General features: G+C 57.6%; 9 protein-coding genes. All 9 read right to left on the reverse strand.

The features are described 5' to 3' along the window. Window positions 1-77 precede the first annotated feature (77 nt). Window positions 78-3,179 carry a translation initiation factor IF-2 gene (infB, locus tag UH5x_RS07805; RefSeq protein ID WP_482635312.1) on the reverse strand — a complete coding sequence of 1,034 codons (3,102 nt, stop codon included), beginning with the start codon at window positions 3,177-3,179 and terminating at the stop codon, window positions 78-80. Between the two features lie 260 nt (window positions 3,180-3,439). After that, the gene (gene nusA, locus UH5x_RS07810) at window positions 3,440-4,993 is read right to left on the reverse strand and encodes a transcription termination factor NusA (protein ID WP_482635313.1); all 1,554 of its coding nucleotides are present in this window, start codon (window positions 4,991-4,993) and stop codon (window positions 3,440-3,442) included. 127 nt (window positions 4,994-5,120) lie between these two features. Beyond that, window positions 5,121-6,584 (reverse strand): hypothetical protein, encoded by a 1,464-nt coding sequence (locus UH5x_RS07815; protein WP_482635314.1) that lies wholly within the window; start codon window positions 6,582-6,584, stop codon window positions 5,121-5,123. Then, window positions 6,581-8,197, reverse strand: a complete 1,617-nt coding sequence (locus UH5x_RS07820) for a hypothetical protein (protein ID WP_482635315.1) — start codon at window positions 8,195-8,197, stop codon at window positions 6,581-6,583. The genes UH5x_RS07815 and UH5x_RS07820 overlap by 4 nt, the downstream gene beginning before the upstream one ends. Window positions 8,198-8,212: 15 nt before the next feature. Further along, a complete protein-coding gene (locus UH5x_RS07825; protein WP_482635316.1) occupies window positions 8,213-10,063 on the reverse strand; it encodes a type II secretion system minor pseudopilin in 1,851 nt (616 codons plus the stop codon). Further along, window positions 10,047-11,081 carry a prepilin-type N-terminal cleavage/methylation domain-containing protein gene (locus UH5x_RS07830; protein WP_102017560.1) on the reverse strand — a complete coding sequence of 345 codons (1,035 nt, stop codon included), beginning with the start codon at window positions 11,079-11,081 and terminating at the stop codon, window positions 10,047-10,049. The genes UH5x_RS07825 and UH5x_RS07830 overlap by 17 nt, the downstream gene beginning before the upstream one ends. A gap of 64 nt (window positions 11,082-11,145) precedes the next feature. Further along, the gene (locus UH5x_RS07835) at window positions 11,146-11,586 is read right to left on the reverse strand and encodes a hypothetical protein (protein ID WP_047814296.1); all 441 of its coding nucleotides are present in this window, start codon (window positions 11,584-11,586) and stop codon (window positions 11,146-11,148) included. Between the two features lie 74 nt (window positions 11,587-11,660). Further along, on the reverse strand, window positions 11,661-12,392 hold the full coding sequence (locus UH5x_RS07840; RefSeq protein ID WP_482635317.1) for a prepilin-type N-terminal cleavage/methylation domain-containing protein: 732 nt from the start codon (window positions 12,390-12,392) through the stop codon (window positions 11,661-11,663). A gap of 5 nt (window positions 12,393-12,397) precedes the next feature. Further along, on the reverse strand, window positions 12,398-12,877 hold the full coding sequence (locus tag UH5x_RS07845; protein ID WP_047814274.1) for a type II secretion system protein GspG: 480 nt from the start codon (window positions 12,875-12,877) through the stop codon (window positions 12,398-12,400). Between the last annotated feature and the right edge of the window lie 304 nt (window positions 12,878-13,181).

Below are 13,181 nucleotides of genomic sequence, written 5' to 3' on the forward strand. Positions count from 1 at the left end.
CAGGGGACTGAATTCGTTCCATGCTGGAACCCAGCAGCACATCGATGCCATGTGCTGCCAGTTTCCGACTCGAACACTCAATCGAGTTTTCGAGCGACTTCTTCGATCTTGTAAGCTTCCAAAACATCGTCCTGCTTGATGTCGTTGAAGCCTTGAAGACGAATACCGCATTCCATGCCGCGGGGAACTTCCTTGACGTCTTCCTTGATCCGACGAAGCGTGTCGAGTTGATAATCGCCAATGGTACGTCCGTCTCGGTTGACTCGAATGCGGCAATTCCGCTGAATCGAACCTTGTGCGACATAGCACCCTGCAATCGTTCCAATTCGGCTGATTGAGAAGACTTGCTTGACCAGGGCACGGCCGAGTTCGACCACGCGTTCTTCTGGTTTCAAGCGTCCTTCAATCAAAGCGCGAATGTCATCGGTCAACTTGTAAATCACGTCGTAACGACGAATCTCAACACCGCGTTCGTCGGCCAGCGATCGAGCCTTTTCATCCGGGATGACGTTGAAGCCCAAGATCACTGCGTCCGAAGCACTGGCGAGCGTCGCGTCGGCCAAGGTGATGCCACCAACACTGCGTTGCAAAACTCGAATCTGAACTTCGGGGTGATCGAATTTGCTCAGCTCTTTGTCGATTGCTTCCAGTGATCCGCGAGCGTCTGCTCGGATGATCAAATTCAGCTTCACGGTGTCAGCGGAGGTGCCAAGTTTGCCACCTTCCAGCATTTCCTGGAACGAGTCGAAGCTGACCTTGGTGGTGATTCCAGACAAACTCTGTCGACTGGATTCCCCTTCTCGAGCACTCGCGATTTCGCGTGCCTGCGAGATGTCCTTGAGAACGTGGAAACGGTCGCCCGCACCGGGCGGCGTGTCCAATCCCATCAAGCTCACGGGAGTGCTGGGACCAGCCTCGAGAATCGGCTTGCCGGTCAACGTGTCTTGCATGGCTCGGACCCGACCGTGTGCCGGACCGCAAACCAGAATGTCGCCGACGCGGAGTGTTCCGTTTTGGACGATCATCTTTGCAACCACACCGCGGTCGCCCTGCTGTTCTGATTCCAAGCACACACCCAAGGCCGAACGATCCGGGTTAGCGGAGTACTCGTTCAGTTCAGCGATGGTCAACAACGTTTCCAACAACTCTTCCATCCCGATGCCTTGTGTGGCACTGGTGCGAACGATTTCGACATCGCCGCCCCATTCACTCGGGGTGAGTTGGTGTTCGGTCAGTTGAGTCATGACGCGATTGGCATCGACACCTTCGAGGTCAATCTTATTCAGTGCAACCACGATCGGCACCTCAGCCGCTTTCGCATGACTGATCGCTTCTTCGGTTTGCGGCATGATTCCGTCGTCGGCAGCCACCACCAAAACAGCGATGTCAGTGACGTTGGCACCACGAGCACGCATTTCGGTGAACGCTTCGTGACCAGGTGTGTCCACAAAGGTCACCGGGTGACCGTTGTTGTCAATCTTGTAGGCACGGATGTGTTGGGTGATCCCACCTGCCTCGCCTTTGACGACATTGATGCCGACCAAGTGATCCAGCAGACTGGTTTTTCCGTGATCGACGTGACCAAGGAAAGTCACCACTGGAGGACGAGCGATCAGAGTTTCCGGCTTGTCTTCGATCTCTTCGATTTCCGTGATCAACTCTTGCTCGAGCGATTCAGCGGCCTTCAACTCAATGTCGAGATCGTGTTCCGTGGCCAACAACTCGGCGGTTTCGAAATCGATGTCGGCATTGATGTTGACCATCATTCCCATGCCCATCAGGGTTCGCATCACGTCGGCGACACTCAACCCGGATCCTTCGCAGAAATTGCGAACGGTACACGGCAACTCGATCTGGACCTTCTCTTTCCGAGGTGCAGCGGTGTTGACACCCTTGCGACGGATCCGAGGACGCGAACGTCGGTAGTGATGGCGATCGCCGCCATCGGAACCGATGATCCGCCGGCCTCCGCCGCCACGCTGACGTTCGGCACGGGCACTGGCCATGCCGGCCAATCCCTTTTTCTTTGGCTTTTCGTCTTCTTCGGCGACGCGTTTCCCGCGGCCGACAACTCCGACGGTACCTTCGCCAGCCTTCTTCACACGCTTTTTGTCCGCTTCGTCCTGCTCGAGGCGAGCAAGCGGAGCCTTCATGCCCTGCTTGTGGCCTTCGATGACGTCGCGAGTCAGCTTGATATCGGGTTTCTGAGCTGCCGGGCCGGAGCCTCCCACCGGAGCGGTGGGTTTGGCAGGTGCACTTGGCAATTGAGCCAGATTCACCTTGATCCGTGGTTCACGTTTCTTGGATTTCCCGGCCTCCACTGGTTTACCAGCATCTTCGGGACGATTTCGAGAACGGTCCAGCGATCGCATCTTGCCACCAGCCGCGACGGGGTCCCGTCGAACGGCCGAGAGAGGCGATCCAGGAGTGTTCGGAACCACACGACCGGACGAGTTGTTGCCCATCCGTCCCGCGATGCGACTGGCCAATCCACCACCCTTGTTAGACGACCCATCGTCGTCCGACGCGGCAGCAGCAGCTTCGCGTTTGGGTTGTTCGGGAGCCTTTCGCTCACCCGCGTCCGACTTGGCCGCCGGTTTCGCTGTGGGTGCCGAAGCGGGTTTGGTTGAAGGCCCGTCTGACTTGGCCCCCATCCCGATCCCACGTCCACTCGGCGAAGCCATCCCGGTTCCGACACCGCCGGTTTTCGGCAGTCGAATCTCAGGTTTGGGCGAGTTCTCAGGAGCTGGTGGCTCGGGAGTCGTCGCTTCCGGTGCGGCCGCCAACTTGGGCGTGCGAACGATCGGCGCGGGTTTGCCAACCGGACGGCCGCCGTCGCGAACGGGCGCCACAGGAGCGGGACTTTCGCTAGCCTCCGCAGGTTTGGAAGGGCGACCCACACTGATGGACGATGGCTTTCGACCGGTCGTTCCGCTCAAATCTCGAACGGGTGCGACGGGAGCCGTGGGCGTGTCCTTCTGGGGGGGCGCAACTTTAGGTTTCGATTCAGATTTCGCTGCGGAACCGGCGAGATGACCTCGTACTTGCTGGGCCTCTTCATCCGAGAGGCTGGCCAGCGCGGAACCTTTGCCCGTGATGCCGGCTTTTTTAACCACATCAACGAGTTCTTTGCTGTCGAGATTCAGTTCTTTGGCGAGCGCGTAAATGCGTACTGGCACTGGGTCGGGATCCTGTCAAATTCGATAGGGAAGTCCGCTCGCAATTCCTTGCGGGTGCGGCTTCGTGGTTTCATTCATCAAAATCGCATAAAAAGACCTCCATCGCTGCTACGGCGAGTCAGTGAGATAGCACCAAACTTGCTGAAAACAACGGGGAATTTCATAGCGTTCAAATTGTCCCAAGGACGACTGCAAAGACCAACTTTGCTTCGGTCCCACGTTAGGATAGCGTACGCAGGCCGTTTTTGAAAACGGCTCACTCAACCTTCCTGTTTGTTACTTTCTGCCTCGGACGATTCAATCGTCTCGGCGACGGGTTCCGATTCCTCGGATTCGGTCTCAATCTCTTGTGTTTCGGACTCGCTGGATTCATCCGCGAGCTCCCCAGAAGCTTCTTCGACTGCTTCTTCAGCGGGGCTTTCTTCAGTGGGGGCCTCTCCATCGGAGCTAGCCTCCGGAGAATCAGCTTCCTCCTCGGCGGCAGGCTGTTCACCTTCCGCGGCTTCGGAACTCTCTGATTCAGTGTTTTCTGTGTCGGCGTTGTCCTCGGATACTGGTTCCGCCGGCGGTTCTTCCGCCGGAGCTTCGCTGGCTGCTGGTGCAGGAGCTTTCTTTTCGGTCCGCTCTTGGTCTCTTCGAACACGACGCTCTTCCGCGGCGGCTTTTTCAGCCTCTTCCGCGTTGGCTTCCGCCGTCTCGACGATCCGGTCGACATCCGCTTCGCTCAAACCGCTCATTTCCATGAACAGGTCGGGCTCAATCACGGACAAGTCATCGTATGACAAATAACCTTGCTCGACCAACGCTTGAGCAATCTCTTCGGTGATCCCTGGAATCTGACTGAAACCACCCACCGCACGTTCGATCTGCTCTTCGAGCTCGCCGTTGGTCATGATTTCGATGTCCCAACCGCAGAGCTTGCTGGCCAGGCGGACATTCTGTCCACGACGACCGATGGCAAGCGAAAGTTGATCTTCTTGAACCAATACGATTGCGCGACCAATCATGTCGCACAACAGAACTTGATCGACTTCCGCGGGCTGCAAGGCGTTGGGAATCAGCACCTCCGGGTCGCTGTCGTAGCGGACCACGTCAATGTGCTCACCGGCCAATTCTTCACGAACCGCTTTGATGCGACTGCCGCGATAACCGACGCAGACACTGATCGGATCGATCTGCTGATCTTCGCTGCTGACGGCAACCTTGCTGCGGTAACCAGGCTCGCGAGAGATGGACTTGATCGCAATCACGCCATCACTCAACTCCGGAATTTCCTGCTCAAACAAACGCTGCACAAACTGCGGCCGAGTTCGAGACAGCACGACGCGAACACGGTTGCCACCCGAGGGACGGACCTCGAAAACAATCGCACGAACGCGTTCGTTGGCGTGCAGGCTTTCGCCAGGAATCTGTTCACTGCGTGGGAGAATGGCTTCGACATTTCCCAAATTGACGGTGGCCACACCACCATCGGCACGACCGATCATTCCGCTGACGATCTCACCGATCTGGTCACGGTACTCCAGCATCAACGCATCGCGTTCTGCTTCGCGGACCTTTTGAATGATGACTTGCTTGGCAGTCTGAGCACCAATTCGGCCGATTTGATCGTCACCGAGAGGCTCACCTGCCAACGTCGCGGCGATGGCACCGTTGTCGCGACTGATCGAAACGATCACGTCGGATTCTTCACCGTATTGTTTCTTCGCAGCGCTCTGAAGCGCCGACTCAATCGCCTGGAACAGAAGTTCGGGGTCGATGTTTTTATCGCGATGCAGCGAATCGACGTATCGCAAAATGTCTTGCGGATTCATGGCGATGAGAAGTCTTGTGACGAAAAGATAAAAAAACAGCCCGGACCGAATCGGCCCGGGCGAACGATTTCCCTGGTGATGCACCGAGACTATCGCTCGGTCTTTGGATTGTCAATCCGAACTGGGGTCACTCCGGCTGCGATTGTGGGGTTGGCGTCGCTGTGGAGTCGGCTTCTTCAGTTTGTTCAGACGACGATTCAGCTTGCTCAACCGCTGGCGAAGGCTCCCCGCTTGCCTCCGGTTCCGCAGCAGGCTCCGTCGACTCCGTCACCTCTTCTTTCACTTCCCCCTCACCGGATTCACCAGCCTTGGAATCTTCCTCAGCGCCGACAGAGGACGCGTTGTCCGGTGAAGCGTCTGGTTGCTCGGGAGCCTCCAATGCCACCGCTTCGGACAATTTCCCCGAAGGCCGCAACTCGTATTCCTTGCCGCCAATCTCCAGCAGCACGACACGGGCCGAAACCGATTTGACGCTGCCTTTCATCGATCCGATTTCGAACGAATCACCCACCTGCAACTTCAACGTTTCACCCCGCGTGCGAACGTTCATCCAAGCGGTCCAGTCGTCACGGCCTTGCACCAAAGCCGTCAGATAGGTTTGCGTCGCGTCATCAAACTTGGCCGGCATTGGCTCGGGTGCCTTGGGCAGCGGAGCGTCTTCCAACTTGACCAGCAACGTCTTTTCGACCTGGCGTCGCGGGTACCCGGTGTCCGTCATTCGCACGACGACCTTCAATGGATCGGCCTTCGATTCGCCAGGACCACCGTCAGCGTCACCGGGTTCTTCTGGATCAGCAGGCGGCTTGAACGTGAAGGTTCCTGATTCGGCTTTGAAACTCGCCCACTCTGGCAATTCACCGTCCAACTCATAGGTGATGGATGTGCCTTCCGGATCTTCCACCTTCAGTCGAACATCCGTTTGCTGACCTTTGACCGCGACCAAGGTTCCATCGCCCGCGTAGACCGGCGGCAGATTGGGTGGCTGAAAGAAGTTGCGGTTCAGAATCGAGTCACGGGTCTCGTCCAACGACTGAGCCACTCGCCATGAATCGCCTTCCGAGATTTTCGCATCGATCGGGGCACTATTCAGCGAGATCACATCGATGGTCATCGCGACGTTCAGTTCTCCCGTTCGCGACGGACCGAAACTCAGTTCTCGAATCCGGTGCAAGTAATCACGGGCATAGAAGTCGTGCAGCAATCCAACCAATCCATCCAGCGATGTCTTGCCAGACACACGAAAACCGTAACGGTAATACAAATCTCCCACGGGCGCGTCGCTGACCGGGTCGACCCCTGCGTCCATCAGCCCGGCTTCCCGGACCGCGCCCAGCAACCACGATTGGTAGGTGCTTTGAGCGCGTTCTGGATTGCTCGGCAACGATCGCACCATGTACTCGCCCATCTGGCGGTCTGCGTAAGCACCGGCCAAGGCTTTTTCGTTCAGTGTGTTGGCTTCGTTTTGCAAGGCAGCCAAGCGATTGTCACGAAACTTGACCGCATCACGGTATCGATTGAATCCCCATTGGAATGCAATGACGACAAAGAGGCCACCAATGGCCATCGCTAAAAAGCGTTCACGTTGAGTCATGATTGCACCTCCGGTTCGGCGGTGGCGGAAAGGCTGGCCGATTTGGAAGCCTCTTCCGTTTCTTGATCAGGCGGAATGTCATCGGGCTTTGGCTCGGGTTCGCTGTCGGAACTGGCTTCCGCGTCAGCGGTTTGTTGCTCCACCAACGTCGCAATTCGCTGGTAGCGATCCGCGCGAACACTTTCGCCACCAAGCGTCACCGTTTCGCGAATCTGCCAGCGATACGCGTCTTCGGTATCCACCTGGCTGGCACCGTCGCCCACAACACGATGCGTTTCATCCCGCAACGAAGACTCCATGTCGTCAATCACATCGGGCGATGTCACCATCCCAGAAACAACCAAGCGGCCGCCACCTTGGCGATCGCTTGCGGTTGCCGAAACACTCTTGACGATCAACTCCTCCGCCGGCGGCAAAGCTTCCGCCAAACGAACCAGCTCTTCCAACCAATTCACATCGGAGTCGAGGAACTGGTCGACCCGTTCTGTACGCTGCACACTCACATCGGCTGTCTTGACCTGTTCTCGCACCAAAGCGTTGGCGGCTTCCAATTCGGCGATCGCGGCGTCGCGAGTGCTGAGCTGACTCCACAACAACCATCCCACCGCCAACACCAGAGCAGCGGGAATGCCAATCATCGCCGCCATTTTGCCACGGTTGGTGGAGGGCGGGATGAACTGCCGTGGGTTGGCAAAATCGATCAGACGATCACTGTGCAATTCATCGGCAACCAACAACCCAACCAGGGGCGCCAATCGACCGACCGTTTCCCCCACAGAAGGCTCCACGGATGGTTCACAATCGACAATCTGCAGCGGATTGATCAACCGCTTTTCAGACGGCGCGTCCTGCCCCTGATCCAAACGTTCGGCGAGCTGATCGAGCTCTTCTCGATGGCGATCGACAGTTCCCCAAATTGCGATGTCACAAGGGGATCCTGATGCACCGCAGGCGATCATGCTGCGGCGAAGCTCTCCAGCCAACGCGTTGACTCGCGCGGGCGACTGGGAAGGCAGACGAACCGATCGCACAAACGACACATCGCGTCCGCGAAACAGCACAATTTCAGCTTCGTCGCCTACCAAATCGATCAACGCCAAGGTGGATCGAGTCGAATCGCTTTTCGAATCTCGCAGCACGATTTGATACAGCGCCGCCGCAGCGATTGGCCGCAAAGCGATTCGGCCAACCGTCATCCCAGCTTCGTGGATGGCTTTGCGAATCGGATCGAGTTTGTTCGCTCCGGTCGCTGAGACGATCGCGCGGACACCTTTTTCGGTGCGACTGGTCGGCAAGAAATCGACCGTCGCACTGTCACCGGCGGACGCAAATGTCCGGACGGCTTGGAACCGGATCATGTCCGGCAACTCTTCGTCGGGAACCGGGGGAAATTCCATCTGCCGAAGCTCGGCCGAATCGCGTCCCACCGCGACCAAGCACTCCGATTTTTCCAGCCCGTTCTCCTGGATCCATTTGCGCAGCGTGGCTCCCACGCCGGCGGTTTGAATCGGCAAAATCGCGGCATCTGTGATTCGCGTCTGTTTGCCGGAGACCTCTCCGACCACAATGCGAATCTGTTGTTCGTCCCAATCGACGGCTACTTTTTTAGTCATGGTGCAATAGTTTACTCAGTTGTTGTTCGGAACCACGATGTTTCCGCCCAGGACCGACAGATCAAACCCGCGTCCCAGATGCGTGAGGTCCCGGTAGTGAACCACTCGAGGATTTGGCGTGGATGCGTCAATGATGGCCTCGCCCCGTGCGGCCAACCCGCTCGCAGAATCGAAGCCGATGACTTGGGCCCGAAAGACATCTCCGCGAGCGGTGACCAGAGGCAACAGCGCTCGCATTTGATCCACGGTGACTAAACCCTCGGTGAGCGGCCAAGTTTCGTGATTGCGATCAGAAGTTCCCCCGCCACTGTCCTGAGATCGCGCTTCCAGAATCGTGGTCATCGTGTCGACATCGACCAACGGAACCCCCATCAGCAACTCCGCCGGGCACTCGTTCAGATTGATTCGCCCGGGCAAAACGTCGCCCTCTTGGGTCGTCAACTGATCCATCAAAAACGGCAGGAACTCAGCCAGCAAGGTGGGCTCCCCGATCAACGGGGAGGTGTAAGTGAACGTTTCGTCGTCTTTCTGAAGCGTGACCTTGGCATCGATCAAATCCAGAACTTGATTGAATTCCACTTCCGCCCCTGCAGTCAAATCAAACTCAGCCAAAGCTTCCACCGACCAAGGCAACACGGTCCCTTCCGACTCCGCCCCCGCATCGGCCGCGTCCTGCGCCTCGATTCCCTGCGCCGCCAACGCTTCCGCACTCGCGCCGCTGGCCACCGAATCCACGAGCGATGACTTCCCAGCCATGCGATAGGCCACGATGAAGGACGCAAAAACTTCGTCGCCAATCGCGGTCATCAGCTCGTCGTAAAGCACTTCGAGATCGTCGCCGTTGATGTTGACTCGGAAGTCCCCGTCCATCGTCTTGTTTGCTTCGGCACCATGAACTGTCAAGTAACTGGCCCAACCCAGCACACCGGGGGTCTCGATGCTGGCGGCATAGCGTTGCTGTTCGTCGGAATCCAAAACGCCATTGCGATTGCTGTCAGCGCCAAACAGCAACTGCGGCGTGACGCCACGAACCAGCAACAATTCCTCGACGGTTTGCACGGGTCCATTCGCTGCCGCGTATGGCGTTGCCAGCGAGGTGTAGTACTCGTCCTCGCACCCATTTTCTCGAGGCTCTGTGTCTTCGTCGATCCAGTCCAAGATGGCATCGGCAATTGACACGTCCATGCCAGGCAAAGTCATCAACAAGGTCACGGCGATGTTCTCGGTCGACAGATCGGACTCGTCCGTTCCAGCTGTGTCCCCCAGAATGCCGCCCGCGTCGACACTGCCGCCCGACAAACCAGTCAGCATGTTGATCGCATCAGAGTTCTCTTCCAGAACCACCAACGCATTGACGTTCAATCGAGCCGATTCGTTTTGCAATCCATAGCGAATGCCACCGAGCGTTCCCATCTCAGTCAACCCAGGAGCCAACACCGTGAAGTTGCTGGTTGGGTTGCCTTGCGTTCCATCGGTGATCGGAACACCTTGAAACATGTTGGGATTGTTGAACACGCCGCCCGCGTCCTCCCTCAGCGAAGCAGACTGAGCCAAGGTCAAACGGACCGCTTCGATGCCCGAATCGACCGTCGTTCGGGCTTGGACCAAATCGCCAGTCAAGTAAGCGGTCTCGTCCGCTGCGATCATCAAATCGGTGAACGAATACACCGCCATGGTGGCAACCGCGATCACGATCAAGACCAGAACCAGAAAGAAGCCTCGGCGGGACTTTCTGGAAGAGGCATTTCGGAGACCGCCGGGCTTTGCAGCGGACCTTAGGCCCGAACATTCCCAAAGCTCTGAACTCTTTCGCAACGATATTTTCGGAGCTGGCATTTTCAGCGATGACTCATTCAGCGACGACATCGGGTGTCTCCGCAGTGCTGGCGGCTTCCTGCTCTGCGAGCAAGGCTTCACCGTCTTCGGGGAATGACATCGGAAGACGAATCACATGCGTGAACAGACGTCCTTCCGTGAGATCGAGAGAACCGGTGCTGATCGAATCAGGGGACGCTGCGCCGGGCATCGCTGTCGGTGCCAGTTGCAAACGAACGCGAATGGCCAGCGGCAAGTAACCGGTTTCATCGGTGTTGTACTGCGGCAACCAGTTCACCCCGTCGTAGTACTCGAATCCGATCGCAACGACTTCGGGTGCAATCACTTCACCGGTTTGATCCAATCGAGAGGAACCGCCGGTCGACAAGGCTTGCACACTGATTGCACGATCCAATTGCCGACGCACCAAACCGCCACCGGTGGAAGCCGGCTGGGTCGCTGCGTTTTCATCCGCAGCGGCCAACTGCTGCATTGCATCTTGGATGCCGAACGAGCCAGCCATCTGCACGAAGTAACTGATGGTTTTGATATCACTGGGGCGATCCAACAGGTCAACGCCCGACGTGATCGCCAAATCAGGATCAATTGCCGCCTGTTCCAAACTGGGCAAACGACTGACATCGATTTGCAACTGAGTCTCGTTGCCGATCAAACCCGGTGACTGCAAAACCACGCCGGTCACCAAGCTGCTGTCGGTCATCAACGCGGGATCATCATTGAGCGTGTCAGGATCGCTGGGGGGCAGCGAATCGTCCGATTCTTCGTCAGTCGAAGTGAGCCCAAGACTCTCCAGCGGAGCCGCGGCCGCAGCCAACACCTCCGACAACGCTTCGGTGGAAACGGGACGCGTGACCAAGGTCATCCGCAAATCGTCTTCGATGAGTTGCAACAACGCGGAGGCCAGCTGAGCTTCGCGGAACTGCTGTTCTGCATTGTCCATTTCGCGAGCGTAAAAGTTGATCGCACCGCTGATCAGGCCCATCAACACCACGCTCAGCGCCAGCGTCAACAGCATTTCCAGCAAAGTGAACCCAGCCCGCTGCGTGATCCACGGCGAATGTCCCGCGTCCAAACAACGGCGTCTCCAACGACGCGATCGACAAGCAATCTGGCTATTCAATGGAAGTTGATTCGGCACTGGCCGCCTCCTCTCGCAACGCGGCTTCTTCTTCCGCCAATTCTTTCAGTCCCAACAAGGGGTCAATCATCCAGCGGGTCAGCGAATAAGTTGCCAGCGATGGCCCACCATCGGGATCCAATGCTTCCACACTCACGCGCACCGCCAACATGCCTTCCATGGGAGCCGGGACCACATCAATCTGCACCTGAAAGATGGTCGACGCGTCGGTGTCCATCGACTCCACCGGCATCGCGGGGGTGGCAGCGGGTGACACCCCGGTCGAAGCCGAAACCAGGAGCTCCGACATTTTGCTTGATGCGATCAGCCGAGCTTGGCTGAGGTCACGGGCTTCACGCGCCGCATCGGTTCCAGTCCCGGCGATCTGAGCGAGAATCCCGAGCGAGACCCCCAAAATCGCCAGCGACAACATCATCTCCAGCAACGAGAATCCGCGGCGGAGCGGATTGACCGAACGGAAGAGCGATGAACGAACAGGGACTCGATCACTCACGGTGACACCTCAACACTGGTGTCGCCAGTCAAACCACGCAGCAGAACCGCTCCCGAGCCAACTTCGATGTGACTCAGCGTGATTCTCGCGTTGCTCGTTTGACCGGTGGGATAGAAGTAGATGGGTGGGAAATCCGAAGAAGCGGTCAGGACCTCTTCGCCATTGGTGCCCGGCACGATGGCGGTGGTCGATTCGGCAGCGTTGATCAACAACGTCGCCGCTTCCGTGCTGCTTTGCCCACCGACCGGGGAAGTCAGCACAGCCGTGATCGTGACCCCTTCGGGCATTTGAATCACTCGTGCGTCCGCTTGCACGGGTGCGACCGCGGTGGCGTCCAGTGTCTGAGAGGCTCCCGACAGCAATGACGACTGCGATCCCAATTGGTCTGCCGCTTGGATTCCGTCGGCGGCTGAATTCAACGGCGAAACGATCCAAGCATTGGATTGGTTGGCCCCTTCCGCATCCACAAAGTTCGCCTCGGCCGGACGCAAAACCATCACGCGTCCGTCTCGCATCGCACGCACTCGCAAACGCGTCATTTCAGCGGCCAGCTGATCTGTTCCGCGAACCAACCTACGATCTGACAGCAACGCGCCGGCGGTTGGGATGACCACGGCGGCAATGGCCGCGAACACAGCCATCGCCAACAACAGTTCCAACAGAGTGAAGGCAGCGTGGGAAGAGACCGCAGAGCGTGAACGGAGAGCAGCGTGAGACGAGTGCGTCATGGCAATCAGCCTGACACAATGATGTCATCATCCGTGTTGACTTGACCGTCGATTCCGCCGCTGCGGATCTCAAACGTGTTTCCATTCACGCTGTAAGTCAAAGCGTTGCCCCATGCATCCATTGGGATTTCAGTGATGATCGGAGCAACCCACTTGGCCTTTTTGGCCGAGTCGCTGGGGCCATCGCGCAGTTGTTCCAACGTTTCCGGCAGCGAGTTCATCCGGATTTGATACATCTGGATGTTGCTTTTCAGCGAGTTGAGCTGGGTCATCGTCGCGTTCACATTCGCTTCGGCTTGGGCACCGGTGATGTTCACCAGCACGATCCCGCCGATCACAACCAAGATCGAAAGCACCAACAGCAATTCCAACAAGGTGAAACCGGCACGAGCAGCGGAAGCCGAACGGCGGGCGAGCGGGCGAGCCAGAGTCACGCGTTGGCGATGAGGTCGACGAGCCACACAATGGCGATCAGTGAGCGTCATGAATCAAAACATTCTGCAAAGGTGGGAAGGAATCGGAAGGACGCCCCCTCGCTGGTGCCGTTGTTCGGCTGGCTGGTTCACCATCCGCGGGCAGGGCGTGCTTTCAAGCGTACCTAGAAATGAACCCCAAGCCAGCCCCGAAGTTTCGTAGATTGATCTTCGAGCTTCAATCCGCATCGGCCGAGGTGAAATCCGCTGCGTCGGCATCCCGCCAATCCGAGCATCGAACGAGGCTCCGAGACAGGCCGCGATGGATCGAGATTGGACGGTGAACTCTATTTAGCTGGCCTCGCGAGTCCATTCG

Source organism: Rhodopirellula sp. UH5 (assembly GCF_056839225.1).

What these genes read in the sequence shown, in the direction of transcription:
- UH5x_RS07825 (WP_482635316.1), bottom strand. Translation starts at nt 10,063, where the DNA reads ATGTCGTCGCTGAATGAGTCATCGCTGAAAATGCCAGCTCCGAAAATA.
- UH5x_RS07815 (WP_482635314.1), bottom strand. Translation starts at nt 6,584, where the DNA reads ATGACTCAACGTGAACGCTTTTTAGCGATGGCCATTGGTGGCCTCTTT.
- UH5x_RS07845 (WP_047814274.1), bottom strand. Translation starts at nt 12,877, where the DNA reads ATGACGCTCACTGATCGCCATTGTGTGGCTCGTCGACCTCATCGCCAA.
- UH5x_RS07840 (WP_482635317.1), bottom strand. Translation starts at nt 12,392, where the DNA reads ATGACGCACTCGTCTCACGCTGCTCTCCGTTCACGCTCTGCGGTCTCT.
- UH5x_RS07820 (WP_482635315.1), bottom strand. Translation starts at nt 8,197, where the DNA reads ATGACTAAAAAAGTAGCCGTCGATTGGGACGAACAACAGATTCGCATT.
- nusA (WP_482635313.1), bottom strand. Translation starts at nt 4,993, where the DNA reads ATGAATCCGCAAGACATTTTGCGATACGTCGATTCGCTGCATCGCGAT.
- UH5x_RS07835 (WP_047814296.1), bottom strand. Translation starts at nt 11,586, where the DNA reads ATGATGTTGTCGCTGGCGATTTTGGGGGTCTCGCTCGGGATTCTCGCT.